Source organism: Streptomyces sp. NPDC057616 (genome assembly GCF_042800575.1).
Taxonomy (GTDB): domain Bacteria; phylum Actinomycetota; class Actinomycetes; order Streptomycetales; family Streptomycetaceae; genus Streptomyces.
Map to the genome: position 1 here is coordinate 84114 of NZ_JBHVGU010000018.1, position 23504 is coordinate 107617.

The 23504-nt window shown below is 71.5% G+C and carries 19 protein-coding genes and 2 pseudogenes; 7 read left to right on the forward strand and 14 right to left on the reverse strand.

Features of this window, described 5'->3' with window-relative positions; all coding sequences use genetic code 11:
• Nucleotides 1–11 precede the first annotated feature (11 nt).
• The 3 genes from mug to ACFU97_RS23280 all read left to right on the forward strand — a co-directional run bounded on the left by mug (nt 12) and on the right by ACFU97_RS23280 (nt 4852).
• Complete coding sequence (gene mug / locus ACFU97_RS23270; RefSeq protein ID WP_384259787.1) at nt 12–575, forward strand: G/U mismatch-specific DNA glycosylase; 564 nt, start codon at nt 12–14, stop codon at nt 573–575.
• Between the two features lie 140 nt (nt 576–715).
• Nucleotides 716–3472: a multifunctional oxoglutarate decarboxylase/oxoglutarate dehydrogenase thiamine pyrophosphate-binding subunit/dihydrolipoyllysine-residue succinyltransferase subunit gene (locus ACFU97_RS23275; RefSeq protein WP_384259555.1), complete on the forward strand. Its 2757-nt coding sequence runs from the start codon at nt 716–718 to the stop codon at nt 3470–3472.
• Between the two features lie 90 nt (nt 3473–3562).
• The gene (locus ACFU97_RS23280) at nt 3563–4852 is read left to right on the forward strand and encodes a tellurite resistance/C4-dicarboxylate transporter family protein (protein ID WP_384259558.1); all 1290 of its coding nucleotides are present in this window, start codon (nt 3563–3565) and stop codon (nt 4850–4852) included.
• A gap of 6 nt (nt 4853–4858) precedes the next feature.
• Here ACFU97_RS23280 and ACFU97_RS23285 read toward each other — a convergent pair whose 3' ends face one another.
• The 5 genes from ACFU97_RS23285 to ACFU97_RS23305 all read right to left on the reverse strand — a co-directional run bounded on the left by ACFU97_RS23285 (nt 4859) and on the right by ACFU97_RS23305 (nt 9144).
• A complete protein-coding gene (locus tag ACFU97_RS23285; RefSeq protein WP_384259560.1) occupies nt 4859–5449 on the reverse strand; it encodes a peroxiredoxin family protein in 591 nt (196 codons plus the stop codon).
• A 70-nt stretch (nt 5450–5519) separates the two neighbouring features.
• Nucleotides 5520–6881, reverse strand: coding sequence for a dihydrolipoyl dehydrogenase family protein (locus tag ACFU97_RS23290; RefSeq protein WP_384259562.1), 1362 nt, complete (start codon nt 6879–6881; stop codon nt 5520–5522).
• Between the two features lie 82 nt (nt 6882–6963).
• Complete coding sequence (locus ACFU97_RS23295) at nt 6964–7740, reverse strand: SDR family NAD(P)-dependent oxidoreductase (RefSeq protein WP_384259565.1); 777 nt, start codon at nt 7738–7740, stop codon at nt 6964–6966.
• Entirely contained in the window at nt 7737–8354 is a 618-nt protein-coding gene (locus tag ACFU97_RS23300) for a VOC family protein (protein ID WP_384259567.1), read from the reverse strand. Before ACFU97_RS23300 ends, ACFU97_RS23295 begins: the two co-directional genes overlap by 4 nt.
• Nucleotides 8355–8448: 94 nt before the next feature.
• Entirely contained in the window at nt 8449–9144 is a 696-nt protein-coding gene (locus ACFU97_RS23305; protein WP_384259569.1) for a type 1 glutamine amidotransferase domain-containing protein, read from the reverse strand.
• A gap of 217 nt (nt 9145–9361) precedes the next feature.
• Here ACFU97_RS23305 and ACFU97_RS23310 point away from each other — a divergent pair, with 217 nt between their 5' ends.
• A complete protein-coding gene (locus tag ACFU97_RS23310; protein ID WP_384259572.1) occupies nt 9362–10984 on the forward strand; it encodes a nuclear transport factor 2 family protein in 1623 nt (540 codons plus the stop codon).
• 38 nt (nt 10985–11022) lie between these two features.
• Here the strand turns inward: ACFU97_RS23310 and ACFU97_RS23315 are convergent, their stop codons facing one another.
• From ACFU97_RS23315 to ACFU97_RS23325, 3 genes are all read right to left on the reverse strand, one after another.
• On the reverse strand, nt 11023–12042 hold the full coding sequence (locus ACFU97_RS23315) for a GlxA family transcriptional regulator (RefSeq protein WP_384259574.1): 1020 nt from the start codon (nt 12040–12042) through the stop codon (nt 11023–11025).
• 175 nt (nt 12043–12217) lie between these two features.
• The gene (locus ACFU97_RS23320; protein WP_384259576.1) at nt 12218–12928 is read right to left on the reverse strand and encodes an SDR family NAD(P)-dependent oxidoreductase; all 711 of its coding nucleotides are present in this window, start codon (nt 12926–12928) and stop codon (nt 12218–12220) included.
• 21 nt (nt 12929–12949) lie between these two features.
• Complete coding sequence (locus tag ACFU97_RS23325; RefSeq protein ID WP_384259579.1) at nt 12950–13930, reverse strand: DUF4331 family protein; 981 nt, start codon at nt 13928–13930, stop codon at nt 12950–12952.
• 311 nt (nt 13931–14241) lie between these two features.
• Between ACFU97_RS23325 and ACFU97_RS23330 the strand changes: the two genes are divergently transcribed.
• Nucleotides 14242–14961 (forward strand): SDR family oxidoreductase, encoded by a 720-nt coding sequence (locus ACFU97_RS23330; protein ID WP_384259581.1) that lies wholly within the window; start codon nt 14242–14244, stop codon nt 14959–14961.
• On the opposite strand, the gene ACFU97_RS23335 is transcribed toward ACFU97_RS23330, so the two are convergent.
• On the reverse strand, nt 14951–17743 hold the full coding sequence (locus ACFU97_RS23335) for an ATP-binding protein (RefSeq protein ID WP_384259583.1): 2793 nt from the start codon (nt 17741–17743) through the stop codon (nt 14951–14953). The two genes, ACFU97_RS23330 and ACFU97_RS23335, sit on opposite strands and share 11 nt — an antisense overlap.
• Before the next feature lie 267 nt (nt 17744–18010).
• Here ACFU97_RS23335 and ACFU97_RS23340 point away from each other — a divergent pair, with 267 nt between their 5' ends.
• Nucleotides 18011–18481, forward strand: coding sequence for a cupin domain-containing protein (locus ACFU97_RS23340; protein WP_384259586.1), 471 nt, complete (start codon nt 18011–18013; stop codon nt 18479–18481).
• 73 nt (nt 18482–18554) lie between these two features.
• Here ACFU97_RS23340 and ACFU97_RS23345 read toward each other — a convergent pair whose 3' ends face one another.
• Entirely contained in the window at nt 18555–18743 is a 189-nt protein-coding gene (locus ACFU97_RS23345) for a glycoside hydrolase family 125 protein (protein ID WP_384259789.1), read from the reverse strand.
• Between ACFU97_RS23345 and ACFU97_RS23350 the strand changes: the two are divergent.
• A pseudogene (locus tag ACFU97_RS23350) lies at nt 18696–18890 on the forward strand (glycoside hydrolase family 125 protein); the annotation flags it as partial. The gene ACFU97_RS23345 and the pseudogene ACFU97_RS23350 overlap by 48 nt on opposite strands.
• Before the next feature lie 75 nt (nt 18891–18965).
• On the opposite strand, the pseudogene ACFU97_RS23355 reads toward ACFU97_RS23350, so the two are convergent.
• The 4 genes and pseudogenes from ACFU97_RS23355 to ACFU97_RS23370 all read right to left on the reverse strand — a co-directional run.
• Nucleotides 18966–19664: pseudogene (locus tag ACFU97_RS23355) on the reverse strand (glycoside hydrolase family 125 protein); the annotation flags it as partial.
• Nucleotides 19665–19813: 149 nt separating this feature from the next.
• Nucleotides 19814–20824 carry a LacI family DNA-binding transcriptional regulator gene (locus tag ACFU97_RS23360; protein ID WP_384259588.1) on the reverse strand — a complete coding sequence of 337 codons (1011 nt, stop codon included), beginning with the start codon at nt 20822–20824 and terminating at the stop codon, nt 19814–19816.
• A 55-nt stretch (nt 20825–20879) separates the two neighbouring features.
• On the reverse strand, nt 20880–21818 hold the full coding sequence (locus tag ACFU97_RS23365; RefSeq protein WP_384259590.1) for an ROK family protein: 939 nt from the start codon (nt 21816–21818) through the stop codon (nt 20880–20882).
• The gene (locus ACFU97_RS23370) at nt 21815–23488 is read right to left on the reverse strand and encodes a class I mannose-6-phosphate isomerase (protein ID WP_384259593.1); all 1674 of its coding nucleotides are present in this window, start codon (nt 23486–23488) and stop codon (nt 21815–21817) included. Before ACFU97_RS23370 ends, ACFU97_RS23365 begins: the two co-directional genes overlap by 4 nt.
• Nucleotides 23489–23504 lie beyond the last annotated feature (16 nt).

Below are 23504 nucleotides of genomic sequence, written 5' to 3' on the forward strand. Positions count from 1 at the left end.
CGTACCCGACGCTGGACGACGTCGTCGGCGAGCAGCTGGACGTCGTCTTCGTAGGCATCAATCCAGGGCTGGCGTCGGCACGTCGGGGCCACAGCTTCTCGACGCCGGGCAACAGGATGTGGCCCGCCCTCCACCGCTCGGGTTTCACACCGCACCAGCTCCGGCCCGAGCAGGAACGCGACCTGCTCGGCCTGGGCCTGGGCATCACGAGCATCGTCCGAAGGCCCACGGCCCGGGCGGCGGAACTCACGCCCGACGAGTACCTCCGGGGAGGTGAGGACCTCGTCCGGCGCATGGAGGCCCTGAGTCCCGCGTGGCTCGCGTTCCTGGGCGTCACCGGGTATCGCGCGGCCTTCGGGGCCGTCGACGCGGGCGTGGGCGCGCAGGAGGCGACCATCGGCGGAGCACGCGTGTGGGTCCTGCCGAACCCCAGCGGCCTCAACGCGCACTACCCGCCGCCGGCGCTCGCCGTGGAGTTCGCCAAGCTCCGGGTCGCCACCGGGCTCCCCGACCGCTCGGGCCTGATCGGCGACGGCCCGTTCGATCAGCAGGCCGTCTTCCGGCCGATGTCCTGATGTGAGGCACATCTGGCACGAGCGGCCCTCCGCCCCGCCCCTCCGTCCGTCCTAGCCTCGGCGGCGCGACGTGGTCACGCAGGTCTGCCTGACCGCGCCGGGATCGTACGGCATCGCACAAGGAAGAAGGCGTTCGCGCCATGGCGTCGCAATCGGACACCGCTCGAACAGTGATTCACGGCCTGGACTTCGGACTCAACGAATGGGTGGTGGACGAACAGCGGCAGCGCTATCTGCACGACCCGGGCTCGGTGGACGAGACGTGGAGGAACTTCTTCGGCGGCCCGGCCGCGGTGACCTCCTCGGCCTCCCTGACCTCGCCCGCGGCCGTGGTGCCACCGCCCGCCGCCGACCCGGCACCCCTCACGGCCGTGCGGATCGCCGCGCTCATCCACGCGTACCGCGTGCGCGGCCACCTGATGGCCGCCACGAATCCGCTCGGGCCGCAGCCCGCCGCCCCGCACCCGGAACTCGACCTCGCGGCATTCGGACTGCTCGACACCGATCGGTCGGCGACCGTCGTCGTGGACGGTTTCGCCGGACGCACCACGATGACGCTCGACGAAGTACTGGGCGCCGTAAGGGAGTTCTACTGCGGCACCACCGGCTTCGAGTACATGCACCTCCAGGACTTCCGCGAGCGCCGCTGGATCCAGCAGCGCGTCGAGGCCCCGCAGCGCCCGCCAGACCGTGCCCAACAGCTGCAATTCCTCTACCGGTTGGGAGCCGCCGAGGCCTTCGAGTCGTTCCTGCAGACCAAGTACGTGGGCCACAAGCGCTATTCGCTGGAAGGCGGCGAGTCGGCCATCGTGCTGCTCGACGCCCTGTTGCACCGCGCCATCGAGGCCGGCCTCACGGAAACCGTCATCGGGATGGCGCACCGCGGCCGGCTGAACGTCCTGGCCAACATCGTCGGCAAGTCGTACGCGCAGATCTTCGGCGAGTTCGAGGACGCCGTGGACAAGGCATCCGTGCACGGTTCGGGGGACGTGAAGTACCACCTCGGCGCTCGGGGCACCTACCGTGCGCTGCCCGGAGGTTCGATCGCCGTCTCGGTCGTGGCGAACCCCTCGCATCTGGAGATCGTGGGGCCGGTTGCGCAGGGAGTGGTGCGTGCCAAGCAGGACCTCGCCGGTGACGATGGGCCCGGGACCGTGCTACCGGTCGTCCTGCACGGCGACGCCGCGTTCGCGGGGCAGGGCGTCGTCGCCGAGACCCTGAACATGTCGCAGCTGCCCGGCTACGGCACGGGCGGGACCGTGCATGTGATCGTCAACAACCAGGTCGGCTTCACCACCCTGCCCCGCAGCGGCCGTTCGGGCACCTACGCCACCGACTTGGCCCGCATGGTCGGGGCCCCGATCCTCCACGTCGACGGAGACGACCCGGAGGCCGTCGACCGCGTCGCACGACTGGCCTTCGACTACCGCCGGACCTTCCACAAGGACGTCGTCATCGACCTCCTCTGCTACCGGCGCCACGGCCACAGCGAGGTCGACGACCCCTCCATCACCCAGCCGGTGATGTACGACCGCATCGATGCCAAGCCGTCGGTGCGGACCCTGTACGCCGAGTCCCTCGTGGCCCGGAAGGCCATCGGGGAACAACAGGCAGAAGGCGCCCGCCGCGACTACCAGGGACACCTGGAGCAGGCCTTCACCGAGACCCGGTCACTGCCCGCTCCGGCCTTCGCCAAGAATGTCGCGGCCGCCGTGCAGCAATCCCCGCGGTCCGAAGCCCACCCGCCGGCCACAGCGATCGACGAAGCGACCGCCCGGCGGGTCATCGCCTCGCAGAGCGAGCTGCCGGAGGGCTTCGCCGTGCACCCGCGCGTCCTGCCGCAGCTGAAGCGGCGCGCGGCGAGCCTCGACTCCGGCACCGTCGACTGGGCCACCGCGGAGACACTGGCGATCGGTTCGCTGCTGCTGCAAGGCGTGCCCGTGCGCCTGGCCGGGCAGGACTCGCGGCGCGGCACCTTCGGCCAGCGCCACGCCGTACTGACCGACCGACACACCGGCGCCGAACACACCCCGCTGCGTTCCCTCGGTCCGGGGGCGGCGACCTTCACGCCGTACGACTCCATGCTGTCCGAACTGGCCGCCCTGGCCTTCGAGTACGGCTACGCCGCGGCCCGCCCCGAGGCGCTGGTGCTGTGGGAAGCCCAGTTCGGGGACTTCGTCAACGGCGCGCAGACGGTCGTGGACGAGTACATCGCGTCGTCCGAGCAGAAGTGGGGCCGGCGATCCGGTGTGACGCTCCTGCTGCCCCACGGCCTGGAAGGCCAGGGACCGGACCACTCCTCGGCGCGCGTCGAACGGTTCCTGCAACTGTGCGCGCAGGACAACATGACGGTGGCCATGCCGTCGCTGCCGGGCAACTACTTCCACCTGCTCAGGCAGCAGGCGTTGGCCCCTCGCAAGCGGCCGCTGGTGGTGTTCACCCCGAAGTCGATGCTGCGGTCGAAGGCGGCCGTCTCCGCCCTGACCGATTTCACCGAGGGAGGCTTCCGCCCGGTCCTGCCGGACGTCACCGTGGATCCCGGTAAGGTCGCACGCGTCCTGCTGTGCTCCGGCAAGGTCTTCCACGACCTCGACGCCCACCGGAACGCGACCGGCACGACCGACACGGCGATCGTCCGCCTCGAACGCCTCTACCCGTTCCCCGAGGAGGAGCTCGCGGCGGAACTCGCCCGCTTCCCGGCCACGGCGGACGTGCGGTGGGTGCAGGAGGAACCGGAGAACCAGGGACCGTGGTCCTTCCTCCCGCCGCGCCTGTACCGCACGGCGGGACGCCTCGTGGACTGCGTCAGCCGGCCGGAGGCCACCGCACCCGCGGTCGGCTCCAGCCGCCGGCACGGCCTGGAACAGAAGGCTGTCGTGGCGGCGGCGTTCCAGTGAGCACCGGCCCGCACAGCCACTCGCCAGGAAGCCGTGACATGCGCATCGCCCTAAAATGCTCGTACGGCGAAAGCGGCCGGAGGACGTGTCATGAGTGAGCAGATCACCTACCACGGGGTCAGTGAGCAGACCTCCGCCTTGGACGGCCAAGCGGACGGACGCGCCATGGACCGCGGTCACGCCGCCGTCCTCGCCGACTGGCTCGCCGGTACCGGCCGCGACGACGCTGCCCAGCGCTCTGAGCCCTCATCTCCCGCGTTGGGGCCCGCCGACCCCGCTCCCCCGCCGTCCGGGTACCGCGCGGCCCTCTCCGCCGCGGTGACGCGCCTCAACGCCGCGTCGCTGTCCTTCGTCATGGGCACCGGAATCGTCTCCACGGCCCTCTACGTCAACGGCGCCGGCACGGCCTCCGCCGTACTCCTGTGGGTGGCTCTCGCGGGCTTCGCGGTGCTGGTTCCCTCCTACGGCTGGTGGATGCTGCGCCGGCGCCAACGCTTCGTGGCGACCCTCCTCGGGCCGCGGGCCTTCGTGCTGCTCACCCTCGCCGTCTCCGCCAACGTGCTGGCGGCGCGTCTGGTGCCGGACGGTCACACCGCGGTGGCCGGGGCGTTCCTGGCGTTCGGAGCCCTGGGATGGCTGGTGTTGGACTACGCGGTGCCGCTCGCGCTCATCACCACCTTGAAGCGGAACCCTTCGCCCGACCAGGCCAACGGCACCTGGTTCCTGTGGGCGGTGGGTTCGGAGTCGGTGGCCGTCGCGGCGGCCTCGCTGGCCCGGGCCGCCCCCAGCCACGCCCTGGCCGTACTGGCCGTGGTGTGCTGGGCCATCGGCCTGATCCAGTATCTGCTGACCGCGGCGATCGTTCTGACGAGACTGCTCGCCCGGCCCATCCAGCCGGAAGGCCTCATGACCTCGGTGTGGATCTTCATGGGAGCGGCGGCGATCGCCGTGCTCGCCGCCGTCCGGCTGACGGCACTGCCACCGGACGAGACGCTGCTGTCCCGTCCGCTGCTCGTCGGAGCGGCCGTCGTCCTGTGGGCCTTCTCGAGCTGGCTGATCCCGCTCCTGCTGGCCCTGGGCGTGTGGCGGCACGTCGTGCGCCGCATCCCGCTGCGCTACGACCTCGGCTGGTGGAACCTCGTCTTCCCGATCGGTATGTACGCGGTCACCACACACGAGTTGGGGCGCGCGACCGGAACCTCGTGGCTGACGAGCACGGGTCGCTGGGAGGGCTGGGTGGCCGCGGTCGTCTGGGCCGTCGTGTTCGCCGCGATGGCGGCCGCCATGGTCCGGCCCCGCCGGACGGGCGAGCTGGGATCCCGAACCGGTCAGGAACAGCCGGCCCGAGCGGACACATCACCCACTCGGACACGGCGGTAGGCGCGGTCAAGTCTGCGCCTCCACGGCTCGCCGGTCCCATCCGTGGAAGGACGAACGCTCGCCGGAGTCCCACTCCTCGCGCAGGCCGGGGGCGGCGAGGTCCCAGTCCGGCCGGATATCGCGGGTCACCTCGCGCAGGTCGTGCCAGAGGTCGTAGGCCGAGGGACGACCCCAGAACCAGTAGCCGTTGTAGACGCGGTGCACGACCAGGCCCGGCTTCAGAACCAGAGTGTGCGGGATCATCGGGTCGTGCTCGGGATCGGTGTACTCCTGGATGTCCAGCTCCCGTTGGACGATCCGGCCCGGGTCGGACAGGAACGTCCACTGCGCTCCGACCGACAGGCGGAACTCCTGCAGCGTGTGGTGCTCGTCGGTGGCGATGGTCGCCATCTGTGTATAGGCCACCGCCGTCTTCGGCTGGAGCACCTCGGCCATCTCCTGGTGCTGCTGGTGCTCCTTCGGGCAGTAGTGGCCGCGCGCCAGCGTGAGGACCAGCGGGTCGCGGCCCTGGAGCTCGCTGAGCGTGCGGACCGTGCCGGTGTGGTCGGGCAGGGCGAAGTCCGGGAAGACCCCGCCGGGAACGATGTCGGAACGCATGGCGTGAGCCACCTTTCTTCGTCTCCTCGTCGATGCAAGGTCATCCGCACGGACGGAAGGTCCGGGCGCGTCATGCGGGGATGCGTCCCTCGGCCGCGTGGCTCCGTGCCACCTGGTGGTGCAGGTCGTTGAGTGCGGCGACGTAGATCTCCGAGAAGGTCGGGAACGGCTGGATGGTGTCCCGCAGTACGTCCAGCGGGACTTGGGCGCGTACGGCCAGGGTCGCCTGCTGCAGCCACTCCCCCGCCTCCGGACCCAGCGCGTAGGCACCGGTGACCGTCCGGCCGTCGCTGAGCAGGGTCAGGAAGCCCACGGAGTCGGCGTACGCGCGGGTGTAGGCGGCCGTCTTGGCGACCTCGGAGATCGGGACCGTGGCGCTGAACTGCCCCTCGCCCGCGCCTACGGCCGCCGCCTGCGGGTCCGTATAGACCACGCGCGGCACGGCCGTGTAGTCGGCTTCGCGGGGATGGCCGAGGATGTTGTCGGCGACGACCTCGCCCTGGTACTTGCCGACATGGGTGAGCATCCACAGGCCGGTCGCGTCGCCGACGATCCAGAGCCGTTCGGCGGCGCGCAGCCGGCTGTCGACGGGGACGCCCCTGTCGGTGGCGTTCACGCCGACCGTTTCGAGGCCCAGGTCGTGGGTCCGTGGGCGGCGTCCGGTGGCCACCAGCAGCTTGTCGCCGCGCAGTTCCCGCCCGTCGTCGAGGACCAGGACGTAGTCCTCGGCGTCCTGCCGGGCGGCGACGGCGCGCCGGCCCAGGACGAGTTCGATGCCGTCGCGCCGCAGTGCCTCGCCGAGGGCCCGGCCCAGCGGCTCGGGCTCGCGCGGCAGTACGTGGTGGTCCTGGCCGGTGAGCACCACCTCGCCGCCGAGACGCCGTACGGCCTGTGCCATCTCGACGCCGACCGGTCCGCAACCCAGAATGAGCAGCCGCCGCGGGACCGTCTTCATGCCGGTCACCTCGCGGTTGGTCCAGAGGCCGTCCAGTTCGCGCAGGCCGGGCACGGGAGGCACGATCGGCGAGGCGCCGGTGGCCAGTACGACGTGGTCAGCCGTGTAGCGGGTACCGGCCACCTCCACCGCACCCGGTCCGGCGAGCCGGCCCGAACCCCGCAGCAGGTCGATGCCGTTGGCGGCGAGCCAGCGCTCCTGTCCGGCGTCGGAGTAGTCCGACACCATGAAGTCCCGCCAGGCCAGCGCCTGTTCGATGTCCACCTCGGCGGTGGCCGCGGCCTCGCGCGCGCCCTGCACGGCCTCGCCCGGGCGCAGCAGGGTCTTGGACGGGATGCACGCGAAGTACGAGCACTCCCCGCCGACCAACTCGCGCTCCACGAGCGCCACTCGCAGTCCGCCGTCCGCGAGGGCGCCCGCGCAGTGCTCACCCGGTGAGCCGCCGCCGATGACGATGACGTCGTAGTCGTGCTTCATCCGTCCGTCTCCCGTCTGCGTCCCCCGTCGCCCGTCCCCCGTCTGCGTTTGTCGTCTCCCGTCTCGCGTCGGCCCTGCCCGGTCACCACGTCTGGTCGCCGGCGCGCACGAGCATCTCGTTGACGGCCACCCGCCGTTCCCGCGTGACGATGTAGCCGATCGCGTCCGCGATGTCCGCGGCCTGCAGCGGCTCGATGCCGCTGACCTGCTGGAGGGCCGCGGTGCGGGTGGCGCCGCCGAGGTGGTGCACCAGCTCCGTCTGTACGGTGCCGGGCTCGACCACGCTGACGCGGACGCGCTCGACGAGGAGCTCCTGGCGCAGCGCCTCGGTGAAGCCGTTGAGACCGAACTTGGTCAGGTTGTAGACGCTGCTGGAGGGGCGGGCGACCCGTCCGGCCGTCGAGCTGACGTTCACGATGTCGGCCACCTGCCGCGGGGACGTCGCCGCAGCGTCGATCAGGTGCGGGACCGCGGCGTGCGTGACGTGCAGCAGCGCGGACACGTTCAGTGAGACCATCCGGTCCCACTCCTCGGTCGTCGTGTGCAGGGCCGTGCCGAGCAGCATGACCCCGGCGTTGTTGACCAGGATGTCCAGGCGCCCGAGCTCCTCGCGCGTTTCCTGCACCGCCTGGTAGGCCTGCTCGGGCTCGGTGATGTCGGCCTCCACCGCCCGGGCCCGGCCGTCCCGCCGCGTGATGTCCTCGGCGAGCCGGCGCAGGCGGTCCCGGCGGCGGGCGACGAGGGCCACCGCCGCGCCCTCACCGGCCAGCCGGCGCGCGGTCGCGGCACCGATACCGCTGCTGGCGCCGGTGACGAGCGCGACGGCCCCGTCCAGCGCTCCGGCGGCCGAGGGGCTCACGTCGGCGGCTCGGTGCCGGCCTGCTCGCTCACCATGTACCGCGCGTACCAGTCCGGCCAGTCCGGGTCCTCCTTGCCGGTGCGCGCCTCGTGCTCGCCGTGTGCGGCCGCGGCACGGCGCAGCGCGCTCGCCAGGTCCGAGGCCGAGGCGAAGGCCGTCGTCGCGGGGTCGAGGCGGCCGGGGAGCCTATTGGTGATCTCCTGCAGCACCCAGCCGTTGCCGTCCGGGTCGTTGAACGACAGGAACGAGCCGTAGCTGCTGCGGCGCGGGTCGGGGCCCGGCACCCGGGCGTCGGTCCCGGCGTGGTGGAAGACGCCTCCGGCGTCGTGGAAGACGTCGCCGGGGTCCGCGCCGCGCCGCTTGAGCTCGTCGTGGGCGGCGCCGATGTCGTCGACGATCAGATGCAGGCCCTGGGCCGAGCCCGGTGTCTGCGACGAGACCGACGTGCCGAAGATGACCGAGGCCGGCGAGCCCGGCGGGGTCATCTGCACGACCCGGAAGTTCTCGTCGGTGGCGACGTCGGCGTCGAGCCGCCAGCCCAATGCCGTGTAGAAGTCCTTGGCCCGGTCGACGTCCGTGACCGGCACCACGACGACCTCGAGCTTCATGTCCATGGTTCACGCCTCCGCACTGGGTCGAAAAGCCGACATGACGAGGGTCCTCCGCACGGCCGGTGCTTCGCGCCAGGGATTCTCACTGGTCGCGCCGCTACTTCAGCAGCACCAGCAGCCGCTCCGCCAGGACCGCGGCCGAGGCCGGGTTCTGCCCGGTGATGAGGTTCTGGTCCTCCACCATGTACGGCTTCCAGATCTCGCCGCGGCTGAAGTCGACGCCGATCTTCTCCTTGAGCTCCGTCTCCAGCAGCCATGGCGCCCTGGAGGCCAGCCCGACGGCCTCTTCCTCCTCGTCGGTGAAGCAGGTGATCCGGCGGCCGTTGAAGGGCGACTTGCCGTGGATCCTGGTGGCCAGGATCGAGGCGGGGCCGTGGCAGACGATCGCGAGGGGCTTGCCCGAGGCGAGCTGCGCCGTCAGGATCCGGCCCACGTCGGCGTCCAGCCACAGGTCCGACATGGGGCCGTGGCCGCCGGGCAGGTACACCGCGTCGTAGTCCTCGAGCCGGACGTCGGACAGTTGCAGCGGCCGCCGCATCACCTCGGCGGAGCGGATGATCTGCTCCAGTTCGAGTGCTCCCTGCTCGCCGCCCGCCATGGAGGGGCGCAGGCTCATCATGTCGACGTTCGGTGTCACGCCGTTCGGGGTGGCGACCACGACGTCGTGTCCCGCCTCGGTGATCGCCTTGTACGGAGCCGCGAACTCCTCGGCCCAGTAGCCGGTCGCGTACCTGCTGCCGTCCTTGAGGACCCAGTACGTCGCTCCGGACACCACGAAAAGTACCTTCGCCATCACGACCACTCCTGCCGTCCGGGATCCGGCCCCGCGTCCTGCGCGCGAGGCCGCTTGTGCTTGTCACGGTCCCGCGCGGAGGCGGTCGGTCGCACCGGTGGGACACCCTGGTCCTCACCGGCCCGCGCGGCCCGCCGACGCTCGGTATGTGCCGGGGCCCCCTCACATCAGGACATGATCAACAGAGCCACCCCTGCCCGAACTTAGGGTGCGGATCATGGATCTCTCCCTACCGACCCGTCCCTCACCTCCCGCCGCTCACCCGGCGGCACGCCCGCTCCTCGGCCCCACCTGGTTCGCGGCGGTGATGGGCACGGGCATCGTCGCCAACGCGGCGGCCACCCTGCCGCGTACCTTTCCGGGCCTGCGAGCGGCGGCCACGGTGGTGTGGGCGGGCGCCGGGATCCTGCTGGTCGTGCTGGCCGCGCGCTACCTCCGGCAGCGGGCGATCCGTTCCCACGCCGCCGACCCGGTGATGGCCCAGTTCTTCGGCGCGCCGCCGATGGCGCTGCTCACGGTGGGTGCCGGCGCGCTCCTGCTGGGCAAGGACGTGATCGGGCTCGACGTGGCGGTGGGCGTGGACTGGGTACTGTGGCTGACCGGGACCGCACTGGGCCTGGTCACCGCCTGTACGGTGCCGTACCTCATGGTCACGCGGCACCGCTTCGCTCCGGACGCGGCGTTCGGCGGCTGGCTGATGCCGGTGGTACCGCCGATGGTCTCCGCCGCGACGGGCGCGCTGCTCGTCCCGCACACGCCGGCCGGGCAGCCGCGGCTCACCCTCCTGCTGGGCTGCTACGCGATGCTCGGACTCGGCCTGATCGCGACACTGCTGGTCCTGGCCATGATCTACGGCCGCCTGGTGCACCACGAGGTACCCACCGGCGCCACGGTGCCCACCGTCTGGATCGGTCTGGGCGCGCTCGGGCAGTCGGTCACGGCACTGGGCGCACTGGCCTCGGTGGCACCGGGTGCGCTGCCCGCGCCCTACGCCCGCGGCACCGCGGTGCTGGCGCTGCTGGGCGGCATCGTGGTGTGGGGCTTCGCCATGCTCTGGCTGGCCCTCGCCACGGGGCTGACGGTACGGACGATCCGCGCCGGTCTGCCGTTCGCGCCGACGTGGTGGTCCTTCATCTTCCCGGTGGGTGCCTGCGTGACGGCCACCGGCACGCTCGCCACCCGTACCGGGTCCGCGCCGCTCGGCTGGACAACTGCCGCGCTGTACACGGCACTTGTATTCGCCTGGCTGGTGGTGGCGGGCCGCTCCCTGAGGCACACCACCCAGCATGTGCGCCGTCCGGCCGGTCAGGTCGTGGACCGACAGCGGCGGGCTCACGACGATGAGCGCGACCGGCGCCGGTCTCATACCGTGGAGAGGGCCTCGGGACCCGTTCAGGAGCGGCCCGTCCCGCGCGCTCACCGAAGGGACCACGCGATGGATCCGCACAGCGGCATCAGGGCCGCGATCGAGGAGCACTGGCGAGCCTCGGAGCGCGGCGACATCGACGCCGAGCACGCCGTCTACGCCCAGGACGCGGTCCTGGACTACCCGCAGTCGGGCGAGCGTTTCCGGGGACGCGCGGCGATCTCGGCGCAACGCGGCGGGCACGCCGCCGACCGGCACTTCGCCCTCCGCCGCATCGTCGGCGGCGGTGACCTGTGGGTGAGCGAATGCGTCATCACCTACGACGGGGTGCCCACGGTCTCGGTCAGCGTCATGGAGTTCGCCGGCGGTCATGTGGTGCACGAGACGCAGTACTTCGCCGACCCTTTCGCCGCCCCCGAATCGCGAGCCGCACTCGCGGAGCGGATGCCGGGCAGGGGCGTCGGCGAGGCGTGACGCCGGCCGGTCACCGGCCGGGCATCCACGTCGGCCGACTACCCCGAACTCCCCGCCGGTTCCGCGTCCTTGAGGCCTGTGCCGGTCGTCCGGAACCGGGAGCGGAAGACACCCGGGGTGACACCCAGGTGCCGTACGAACGCACGGCGCAGGGACTCCGGTGAGCCGAATCCGGTGCGGCGCGCCACCGCCGCCATGGGGTCGTCGCCCGTCTCCAGCAGCACCTGGGCGGCCTCCACCCGTACCTGCTCCACATACCTGCCCGGCGTCGTGCCCGCTTCCTCCTGGAAGAGCCGGGCCAGGTGGCGGACGCTGACCCCGGCGCGCCGCGCCATCGCCGGCAGGCTGTGGTTGGCACCCGGGTCCTCGGCCACCGCGTCCAGGATCCGGCGGAGCAACTCCTGGCGTGAGTAGGGGACTTGAGAGCGGACGCTGAACTGGGACTGCCCTCCGGGTCGTTGCATGAAGACGACCATGTCCTTCGCGACCGCCCGAGCGACGTCCGCGCCGTAGTGCTCCTCCACCAGCGCCAGGGACAGGTCGATCCCGGCGCTCACGCCCGCCGACGTCATCATCTTGCCGTCGCGCACGAAGATGGCGTCCGGCGCGACCCGCACGGACGGGAAACGCAGGGCCAGTTGGCGTGTGAAGCGCCAGTGTGTCGTGGCCCGGCGACCGTCGAGCAGCCCGGCAGCGGCCAGCAGGAACGCTCCCGAGCACACGGAGGCCGTGCATCCCGCCGTCCTGTTCAGCCGACGGACGACATCCAGCAGGGCATCGTCCTTGATCAGCGTCTCCCACTCCGGGCCACCCGGGATCATCAGCACATCGGAGGGTTCACGGACCTCGTCGACGGAACGATCGGCACTGATGCGGGTCCCTGCCGAGGTGATCACGTCGGCCCCGTCCTCGGACACGATCTGCACGCGGTAGCGGCCCCCGAACTCGTTGGCCGAGGCGAACACCTCGACGGGGCCGGTCACATCGAGCAGCCGCACGCCGGGGAAGACGAACACGGTGACGGTCAGCGTGTTCGTCCCAGGACGGTTGCCGTTCATCGGGTACCTCCGGACCGTGCGGGCGGGCGCCCGGACCGTCCGGCGGGTCGGGCGGACCGGTCGTCGGCGGGCCCGACGTGCCCAGCGCCTCACTCCCGCCATGCTCCGTCCCCGACCGCCACCCGCGCCACGACCTGTTGTCTCCCTGCTGGGAGGTACGGCCTCCCACCGCCGCTCAGTGACCGGCGCTCCGGCCTCCGTCGACGTGCAGTGTCACGCCCGTCACGAAGGACGCGGTGTCGAGGTAGAGAACGGCCTCGACGACGTCCCCCACCTCGCCCATCCGTCCGAGCGGATGTTTCCTCGCGAGTTCCTCGTCCTCCTCCGGGTGCATCGGCGTTCTGATGATGCCCAGCGCGACCGCGTTGCTGCGGATGCCGCGCGCCGCGTACTCGATGGCGAGGGACTTGGTGGCGGACTGCAGGCCGCCCTTGGTCAGGGAGGCGAGCACGGAGGGTTCGGTGGAACTGGCGTAGTCGACCAGGCTGGTGGTGACCTGGACGAGGTGTCCGCCGCCTTGGCGGAGCATCTGCTCGACGGCGAGCTGGGTGATCCGGAAGAAGCCGGTCAGGTTGACGCCGACGATCGCCTCGTAGTCCTCCTGGGAGTACTCCGTGAACGGCCTGCCGATGAAGAGGCCGGCGTTGTTGACCAGGGTGTCGATGCGCCCGAACCGCTCGATTGCGGTGGCGGCGAGGTGCTCCGCCGCGGCGGGGTCCGCGATGTCACCGCGGACGGTGAGGACGTCCGGGTCGTCGGAGGGAGAGATGTTGCGGGAGGTCGCGACGACCCGGTGGCCGAGCTTGCGGTAGGCGTCGACCAGGCCCGCGCCGATGCCCTGCGACGCACCGGTGATGACGGCGACCTTCTTGCCGGGGATGTTCATGATCGGCTGCCTCGGTCCTGATCACCGGTGGGGCGGTCCGAGGTAGGGAAACTCGGTCAGCATGTCGTCGTGCGGCGACAGCCCGTCCGAGGTGACCTCGCCGTGGGTCAGGAAGGACATACGGGCGCTGAACACGTCGTCGGTCAGGCTGCGGCCGTTGGGGTAGGCGGCGGGCCGGTCGCGGTCGTAGTGCAGGACGTCCGGCAGGACCGAGGCGGCCGCCTCGGTCGCCTCCGCGGCCGGATAGCCGTTCTCCTGGAGGAGTCTCGACCACGGCTGCAGATACGTCGCGACGTCGTCCGCCGGGTGTCCGGCGTTGTACCGGTCCTTGGCGTAGTCGGGATTGATGAACGGGTTGATGGTCGGGTTCCCGCCGCGGTCCACCTGGACCAGCGTGCCGTCGTGGCGCACGCTGACGGTCGCCCACACCGAGATCGCCGGGTCGGGTCCGAGCATGTCGTCGGGCACCTGGAGCGCGATGCACTGCACGTCCTTGCCGGCGAACGAGTCCTCGCCCGTCCAGTCGAAGCCGTGCAGCGCGCCTTCGGCATCGGCGAAGAAGGGATCGCTGCGCACCCCCATGAACAGTTCGCATTCGCCCGCCTGCACGGGGTGCGCCGCGGCGTCGAAGCCGACCGGCACCGCCGAGGCGATCACCTCTCCTGCCGGCTCCATCCGCCGGGCGTCGTCGCCTATGGCGTAGGAGACCGTGCCCACCTGCCTGCCGCCCTCCGCGTCCGTGAAGACGGTGGAGAAGGCGGCGTCGGCCTGGTTGTCCCCGTCGCTGTCGATGTTGATCCGGTACACCGCGTCCGGGTGGAACTCCGGGCTCATCAGGAAGGGCGGAGTGGCGCTGAGCCCTGTGGTGAAGGGGTTCACGTCGATGATCAGCGTCGTCCTCCCCGGGGCGCCGGGCGTCGGGAAGACGTACAGGTCGGTCAGGTCCAGGCGCGCGTCGTCGCCGGGGAACTTGAGGTAGGCCGCACTGAAGTGATTGGACATGCCCACTCCCTTCGGCAGCCGCGGGGAGGTCCCGCGTGGCCTGCCTCCAGCCTCACGCCGCGCCGAGCGCCTCGCGCCCGTGGAAGTCACTGGTCCGTCGTCGGGCAGCGGCGCGGAGGCGAGTGCGGCGGCCCGGGCGGTGGGCCTCACGGCCCCGTACGCGCGGCAGCGGCCCGGGCGGGCGCCCTGGGCGGCCACGGGCCAGTGAGTACCACGGGCGCGAGAACCGCCGAACCGTTCGAGACTGGTCCGGAGGACGTGTCCCCGCACCACCGGCTCGCGCCCGCCGCGCGGGCGCGAAGGGAGGACCAGTGAACGATCTCTCGGGAAGCACGGTCGTCGTCATCGGTGGCAGCTCGGGCATCGGCCTGGAAACGGCACGCCAGGCCCGCGCGGCCGGCGCGAAGATCATCATCACCGGTCGCGACCGGGAGCGGCTCGATGCCGCGCGTGACGAACTCGGAGCGTCCGCCGGCACCCTCGATCTGAGCGACGCCCCGGGACTGGAACGGTTCTTCGGCGAGCTGCCCGCTCCCGTCGACCACGTCCTCGTCGCGGGCGGCGGGCCGACGTACGCGCCGCTCGCCCAGATGGACTTCGAGCAGGTCCGGAGCGTGTTGGAGGAACACCTGCTGGGTTCGCTGCGCATCGCACGGGAGTGTGCGACGTGTGTCGCGCCCGGCGGATCGCTCACCTTCATCACCGGCACGCATGCCCGCCGTCCCGGCGTGGGGCTGAGCGTCGCGGCCATCGCGGCCGCCGCGCTCCCGGCCATCACGGCGAACGCCGCACTGGAGATCTCGCCGGTCCGGGTCAACGCGATCGCCGCGGGCTTCGTCGACACCCCGCTGTCGGCACGGCTGCTGGGCGACGCACTCGAGGAGCGGCGGCAGCAGCTGCGCGCCACCCTGCCGATACGGCGGGTCGTGGGGCCGTCGGACGTGGCCGAACTGGCCCTGCACCTGATGTCCAACACGGCCCTGACCGGGGCGACCTACGACGTCGACGGCGGCCAGCAGCTCATCGCCTGAACCCATGCTCCGGTGCGGGCTCGTACGCGCTGCGGGGCAGGGCGTCGCGGAGCTGTCTGCGGGAGGTGATCGACAGCTTGGTGAAGATCTTCCGCAGGTGCCACTCGACCGTCCGCGGGCTGAGGAACAGCCGGGAGCCCACCTCCGGGTTGGAGAAGCCGTCGCGCACGAGCAGCGCGATCTGCTTCTCCTGCGGCGTCAGCTCGTCCCCCGAGGACGTCTCCAGCCTGTGCTTGCGGATCGACTCGCCACTGGCCAGCAGCTCGCGGCGGGCTCGTTCGGCGAACGCCTCCATCCCGATGGCCGCGAACATCGTGTACGCGGTCCGCAGATGCTCGCGTGCCTCGACCCGTCGGCGCTTACGGCGCAGCCACTCGCCGTACAGCAGATGGGTCCGGGCGAGCTCGGGGCGCAGGCGCGTCCTTGCCAGCCGTTCTATCGCCCTGCGGTAGAGGCCGTCCGCGGAGGCGCCGTCACTCAGCAGTGCCCGGCAGCGGGCCAGGATTCCCTGCGCCCAGTCGGTGTCGCACGGTTCCGCCGCGTCCGTGAGCCCTTCCAGAGCCCCGCCGGCGGCCTCCGCGTCGCCGACCCGGACCGCCGCCTCCACGAGCTCGGGCAGGACCCACACCGAGACCCACAGTTCGGGGATCCGGGCACTGGTCTGCGCGGCCGCCAGCGCCTGCTCGTAGCGGGCCAGGCCGTTGTAGAGCACGGCGGCCGACCACTGGGCCACGGTGACCCCCATCAGCTGGCCACTCGCGCCCGCGTCCTCGACCGTGGCCGAGATGAGGGGCTCGACGTCGGCGGTACGGCCCCGCAGCGCACCGAGGCGGAGCTTGACGTGCGGGGCGATGGGAACGCCGGTCGCCGCGGCGACGATGTCCGCCTCGTCGACGATCGCCGCGGCCCCGGTGAAGTTCCCGGTCCAGGTGGTCGCCATTCCCAGCGACGCGAGACAGAACGGGAGCTCGGTGAGGGCGCCCGCGGCGCGCACCACCTCGACGGCCCGGCCGTACATGGTGCGCATGGCCCGGTCGTCCCAGACGGCCGCGCTGACGCCGTTGGCCACCCAGCCCCACTTGAGGAGGTCGAGCGCGGGCAGGTCCGCGAGCGCGGCGGCCGCGCGCTTCAGGACGGGTACGGCGGCGGCACGGCCGTCGGTGACCAGCAGCGCGTAGCCCTCGGTCACGAGATCGAGGGCACGGGGCGGCGCCGTCGACCGCGGCAGCTCCCTCATGGCCTGGGAGATCGCCCTGAGGCTGACGGCGTCGGCGGCGACCAGCGCGGAGGTGCCCCACGCCAGCAGATAGGTCTCGCGGGCGAGGTTCGCGTCGAACCGTTCGAGTCGCTGCGCGGCCGTGAGCAGCAGCGGTGGCGCGTCACGGTTGAGGCCGGCGGCGAAGGTGATCTGGCTGCGGACCAGGTGCGCCCGCACGCGCTGGAAATCGCTCCTGGCGTTCTGGTCGGCCACGTCGACGAAGCGACGGGCGGCGTCGAGGTCGCCGGCCTGGAGGCTGGCGTCGGCGGCCGCGAGGGCCCGCTCGGCGCGTCGTGAGGTGTCCACGGTCAGGACGACGGACCGCTGGAGGAACGCGGCCGCGGCGGCGAGCCCGCCCCGCGCCTGTGCCCGTCCGGCGGACCGTTCGAGCTCGGCGGCGACCGACTCGTCCGGGCCGGCCGTCGCGGACGCCAGGTGCCAGGCCCGGCGGTCCGGGTCCGCCCGCGGGTCGGTCGCCTCCGCCAGCGCCAGGTGTGCCGACCGGCGCTCGCTCTCCGTGGCCGACCGGTACACGGCCGACCTGACCAGCGGATGCCGGAAGGTCACGCAGAGGTCGAACGACAGAAGCCCGTCCGTGCCGTCGGCGAGCGCTTCCTCGGGTGTCACTCCGAGCCGATCGGCGGCCCGCCACACCAGGGCGGGATCGCCGACGGGGTCGGCGGCGGCTATCAGCAGGAGCAGCCGGGTCTGTTCGGGGAGGTCCTCGATCCGGCGCAGGAAACTCTGCTCGATCAGGCCCGGGACGGTGTCGGTGTTCAGGAGACCGAAGCCGCCTGCCAGCTGGGTCACGGACAGGGCGCGGGGCAGTTCGAGGAGGGCGAGGGGATTGCCTTGGGTCTCCGCCACGAACCGGCTGCGTATGTCGTGGTCGAGGCGGGTGTGCGTGGCGGATTCGAGCAGGGTGTGCGCGGCCGCGCCCCGCAGTCCGGTGACTTCCAGGTCCGGCAGTCCGAGCAGATCCGGGGCCCGCTCTCGGGCGCCGAAGACGAGGGCGATCGACTCCGCCAGGAGGCGGCGGGCGACGAAGCCCAGGACCTGCGCCGAGGCGCGGTCCATCCAGTGGGCGTCGTCGACCAGGCACAGCAGCGGGCGCTTCTGCGACGCGTCGCACAGCAGGCTGAGCACCGCCATGCCCACCAGGAAGCGGCCGGGCGGTGGTCCCGCGCGTATCCCGAAGACGGTCTCGAGCGCCGTACGCTGCGGGCCGGGCAGGTGCTCCAGGCGGTCGACCAGCGGCACGCAGAGCTGGTGCAGTGTCGCGAACGGCAGCTCCATCTCGGATTCGATGCCGACCGCGCGCAGCACACGCAGGTCGCCCGGCGAGTCCGTCAGGTGTCCCAGCAGCGCGGACTTGCCGATGCCGGGAGGCCCGTGGATCACGAGTGCGCGGCTCTCTCCCGTACGGACGGCGTCGACGAGCCTGTCGAGGACGGCACACTCCACCTGGCGCCCGAGCAGGCCGACCTTGTCCCCGCGCCCCGGTCCATGCTCCGGATCCACCACGGTTGCCCGCTTTCGTTCCGGTTGGTCCCTTGGTCTTCTTGCACGGTACAGGGGGGACATAGCGGTCGGAAGTCTCACCGGGCAAAGAAGGGCCCGCCGCGGAGCGCTCCGCCGTTCAGGTCGATATGTCCGCTTCCTATAGGTAGCGTTGTCCTGGTCGCGGATCCAACGGGCGTACTGCCACCGGTGCGGTTGTCGTGGACGGGTGCGCAAGGCGCTGACCCTGTCTCGCACTGCGAGGTGCCTCGCCCGGCCGAAGGAGTCACCATGGAAGCCATGGCCGAAGCGCTGGTGGTCCAACCCGGCGCGGCGGCGGGCGCGTCCCTCGCGGACGGCGCGTTCGAACTGCTCGCCGACGGTGGTGCGGTCAGCGCCAGTCGTCTCACCCTCAAGACCGGCGCCGACGGAGCACCACCGCACCACCACAAGCTCTCGCACGAGGTCTTCTACATGCTCGACGGAACGATGCTCTTCCGTCTGGGCGATACGTTGACGACCGTGCGAAAGGGCGGCCTCGTCATCATTCCACCGGGCCTGCCGCACGCTTTCGGGGCTGAGGACGACGACGTCGCCGACGTGGTCGTCGTCCTCAGCCCCGGCATCGAACGGTTCGAGTACTTCGAGCAGTTGGGCGCCATCAGCCGCGGCGAGGCGAAGTTCGAGTCGCTCGTTCCCGAACAGGACCGCTACGACGTCCACTTCGAGGACATGCCCGACTGGCGCTCGGCACCGGCGTGAGGCGCTGACGTCCCCTCACCTCGCGGTGGCGTCAGTCGGCCGTGCGGGCCGCCCACAAGAGGCGTGTGCCGAATCAGCTGACGTCCAGGGCCAGTTCGGCGTACATCGCGTTGGCCCAGGAGAACCATGGGCGGGTGAACCGGCGCGGGTCGTCCTTGTGGAACGACTCGCGTGCGACACCAGGTCGGATTGGCCTCGGAGAGGACGAACCTCCGTGTGGCGAGGTAACGAGGATCGTGGCGCCGTCGACGTCGCGCGCCACCTCGGGGAAACGGAAGTCGCCGCCGAAGCGGCCGGGTTGGCGGCGGAACTGCGCGAGGCGGTACTGCGCCACGGAACCGTCCGCCACCCCGAGTTCGGCACGATCTACGCCTACGAAGTGGACGGACGCGGCAACACGCTTCTGATGGACGACGCCAACATGCCCAGCCTTCTGTCGTTGCCCCTCGTCGCGAACGTTCCCACAACGGGCGGCGACGGCACAGAGATTCGCGGGCACGTTGTATCCGTAGACGCAGGCGTCGTCGCTCGGTCTGAAGCCGCTCCAGGTCATACCGGTCCGGCCGAACGGCGTTCCCCTCCCCGAGTTCGGCAGGGTGTCGCTCCGGGGACCGGCAGTGCGTACGAAGCGGTACGAGGAGAGGCCCTCGTGGTCCTGCTCGGTGCGCCAGACCGTGATGACGATGCGTGCGATGCGCGCCGTCTGGGCAAGGTGGTCGGTCCGCCCGCCGGCCGGCCAGGAGCGGTGGGCCAGCAGGAGCGGGAAGGCGAGGGAGTCGACCTCGTCCTTCTCCTCCCACGCCCACGGGTCGGTGCACAGGTCGTCCGGATCGTGGGCCGCGCCCGAGGGCTCCGCGTTGAACGCATTGGCGTAGGTGTTGCGCTCGATCTGCTGGAACTGCCGTCCCGGCACCGCCATCACAAGGTCCTGCAGAGGGGGATCGTCCCGCACGAGCGCCAGGAAGGGCATCAGTTGTGCGGAGGAGTCGCGCAGCCACATGGCGGGGATGTCTCCGGTCACCACGAAGGCGGTGCAGTCGGGCATCGGTTGAATGGTGCGGGCCAAGGTGTCGTCCAGGCAGCGCACCAGCGTCTGCCCGTAGCGCGGGTCACCCAGGGCGTCGAGGCGCTGGACCGCCTGCCGGACGATCGGGCGGTCCGCGACACTGGTGGGGAACTGCATGCTCAGCCTTCCTGTTGGCCGTTGGGCCTCCCTCGACGGTCCTTGCCTCTCTGGTCGCGCTCGTACGGAACACCAGCACCGGTGCAGGGCAGCCCTGTGCGCGCCAACACCGCACGTTGATGCGGGCCTTGGCGTCCCCCGCAGAGGGTTCACCCGGTGTGCGGGCCGTAGCGCATCACGCGGGTCGGCACGGTGATGCGGCGGGAGGCGGGCGGTTCCGCGTCGCGGTGGCCCAGACGGTCGAGCAGAAGACGTGCCGCCTGCCGCCCGATCTCGTCGGCGTCGTAGGAGACGAGTGTCAGAGGGAGGCCGAGGATGTCGGAGAGGTCGAAGTCGTCGAAGCCTGCCAGGGGGAGCGTGGTCCCGGCCTTGTAGAGGGCGCGGATCGCGCCCTGGCTGATGCGGTTGTTCGTGCAGAACAGCGCGGTGGGGCCCGCGGGCAGGCCGAGAAGTTCAAGGGCCGCCTGCTCAGCTGTCGCGGCGTCGACGAGACCCTGCCGAATGAGGGCGTTGTCAGGCTCGACGCCGCCCTCCTCGTGCGCCGCCCAGAACCCGCGCAGCCGTTCGGCGCCCGTGTACAGCGCCGGCGGGTTGCCGAGGAAGGCGATGCGGGTGTGTCCTTCCGCCAGGAGGCAGGCGGTGGCCTCGCGGGCGCCGTGGAAGTCCTCCACCAGTACGCAGTCGGTGTCCAGTCCGGCCGGGGGCCGTGCGGCGAGGACGACCGGGACATGGCGCATCGCCTCGGCCAGGTGCCGCTGCCGGCTGCCGGCCGGAACGACGATCAGCCCCTCGACCCGGTGGTCGATGAGACCGTCGACGAGTCCGGGCTCGCGTTCGGCCTGTTCGCCGGTGTTGCTGAGCAGCATCCGGAAGCCGTGGTCGGTGAGCACTTCCTGGACCCCGAGCGCGAGACGCGAATAGAAGGGGTTGGCGAGGTTGGTGACGACGAGACCGATCATCCCGCTGCCACCGAGGCGCAGGCTGCGCGCGGTCTCGTTGCGGCGGTAGCCGAGACGGTCCACCGCGGCGAACACACGCTCTCGGGTGGCCTCGGAGACGCCGGGATCGTTCTTCAGCACCCGCGAGACGGTCATGGCGCTGACCTGCGCGAGTTTCCCGACGTCATGCATGGTCGGCCCGCCTCCTCGGCGAGCGGTCATGCCCCTACTCCTTCCTGCGTGCCCGCGGGCGGCGCCCCGTACCTGAGGTCGGCTCTCACGGCGCCGCACTCGCTGTGTCCTGGGCCCAGTGGGCGGCCCCGATCAGCGGTGCCTGCGCCGGCTGCCTGGCCGGCAACACACGCGCGGTGGTACCGCCGGTCAGAACCAGCCCCGCACGGAGCGCAGGATGGATCAAATTCCACGACTGGGCCATGGAACCACCGACGACCACCGCGGTGGCCCCAAAGCGGTCGATCCACGGGGCCAGCGCCTGGCCGAGGGTGTCGAAAGCGTAGCGGAAAGCCTCGACAGCGGCGGAGTTGCCATCGGTGGCCAGCGCGGCGATCTCGTGCACGTCCGGCAGCGCGTGACCGTCCGGGATGGCCGCGAGGCGGGCGTGGTGCGCGCGGATGGCACGGCGCGAGACCAGGTCCTCCAACGGCCGGTCGTACACGGTCAGCCGGTACACGTGACCGCCGGGGGGCACCTGGGGGCCGTCGTGCACCGGCAGGCCCCTGCGCAGGAACGACGACCCCACACCGGTGCCCAGCGTCAGGCACACCACGCGATCGTGCCCCGCCGCGGCCCCGGCGTGATACTCGCCGATGGCGAAGGCGTCGGCGTCGTTGAGGAAGCGCAGCCGCTCGGCCCGATGCGCCAGCCGCCGGCGCAGACCGGCCCCGACGTCGACGCCGGAGAGGGACTCGAATTTCCCGATCCCCTGGAAGCGGCCTATCCCGGTGTCGTAGTCGAAGGGACCCGGCATGGCCACGCCCCAGCTCGGCCGGTGCTCGGCGGGCAGTTCCAGGGCGGCCCGGGCGATGGCGTCCAGGATGCCGGCGGCTGCCGCGTCCGAGCCCAGGGGCCTGCGTATCACCGAGGAGGGCAGGGGGCGGTTGGTCGCGGGGTCCACCAGGGCGGCGGTGACGTGTGTTCCGCCGATGTCGAGGACGGGGATCGGCGCACCGGTCCGCTCGGAGACGGTGCCGGTCACGGCTCGACCACCAGGGCCTTGACGATGTGCACCTCGTCGGTGCCCACGGAGCGGATGCGGTACGGACCGGTCGCCGCGGGCACGGTGATGGTCTCCGCGAAGGCCAGGAAGTGGCTGCCCGCGTCGCGGGTCTCGATCACGGCGCCCTGGCCCGACGCCAGGTTGAGGATGTGGAAGCGGCCGGAGGTGTCGTCGGCGATGCCGGTCTCCGGAGCTACGACGAGGCGGTGCACGGCGTAGAACATCTCCGGCAGGGCGCCGATGATCTCCTCGCGCCAGCCCTCGCCCGTGCGCAGCGTCCGCGGCTGCTGAATCAGGTCCTTCGTCACGTCCTCCCCGCGTCGGGCGGTGTCCAGGTTGGCGAAGCCGTGCTCGTAGGGCAAGGGCCGGGACGCGCCCGCCGCGTCCTTGCGGAGCCAGTCGTAGAAGCGCAGGGAGTACAGATACGGCGTCGCACTCACCTCCAGCACCAGGTTGCCCGCTCCGGAGGCGTGCGGGGTACCCGCGGGAATCATGAACAGCTGGCCCACGGTGGCCGGGTGGCTCTGGATGTGGTCCTCGACGGGCAGCGGGATGTCCTGCCCCATGGCGTCCTCCACCTGGCGGCGCATGACGTCGAGGTCCGCGTGCTCGGTGAGGCCGAGCAGGACCCGGGCTCCGGGCTCGCTGTCCGTGACGTAGTACGTCTCGTGCTGGGTGTAGGACCAGCCGAACACCTCCCGCATGTACTGCTCCCGCGGATGGCAGTGCAGTGACAGGTTGCCGCCCCCGATCGTGTCGAGGTAGTCGAAGCGAATCGGGAACGAGGTGCCGAACGTGCGGTGGACCTCCTCGCCGAGCATGGCCTGCGGGTGCAGGACGCAGAGCAGTTGGAAGGGGACCTCGACCTGCGGTCCGCTCCGGTCCCCGATGAGGACGCCCGACTCGGGAGCGATCAGCTCGTAGCCGAGGGCGGTGTTGCCGGCCTGCGGGGTGAAGCCGAGCTCGCCGGCCGCCCAACGACCGCCCCACGGAGTGGAGTTGAAGTACGGGCGGGTGCGCACGGGCCCGTGGGTCAGGTGGGCCAGCGTGCTGCGCAGCGCCGTACCGCCCAGCGAGGCCGGCGATGCCGCCTCCTGCATGTCGATCCACCGGTCGACCTGTGCCGCGTGGGCGTCGCGGTGCCGGTCGAGGACCGGCCAGTCGGTGTAGAACAACCGCACCAGGTCACCGGGTTCGCCGAGGCGGCCCAGGTTGACGCCCACCGGCAGGTACCCCTGTGCCACGGCGGCCTCGGCGTGGCGTTTCGGCAGGTCCGCGTACCACAGCACGTCCGGTTCGCACAGGGCCGCGCCCGGCCCGAACACGACCACCACCCCGTCACCCGGGAGCCTCTCGGCCCGAGGCACGCTGTCGAAGAGGTCCGCGACCTGCCCCTTGGACAGCGGGGTGAAGAACGGGTCGTCGATCGGCACGGGCCGGGCGACGATCCGCTCGGCGGCTGCCGGTGCATGGTGGCGGCGCACGTCCAGCAGCTCCACCTCACGTCCTGCGGAGCGCACGGCCGCCGACAGGCCGTCGGTCAGCGCGCTCCAATCGAGCGCGGCGGGACCGTCCACCGCCAGCACGAGCGGACCGGCCGGCAGCGCGGCGACCGCTGCCGGCCAGCCTGAGTCCACCGTTCCGCCCATGGGCGGGTAGCTGGGG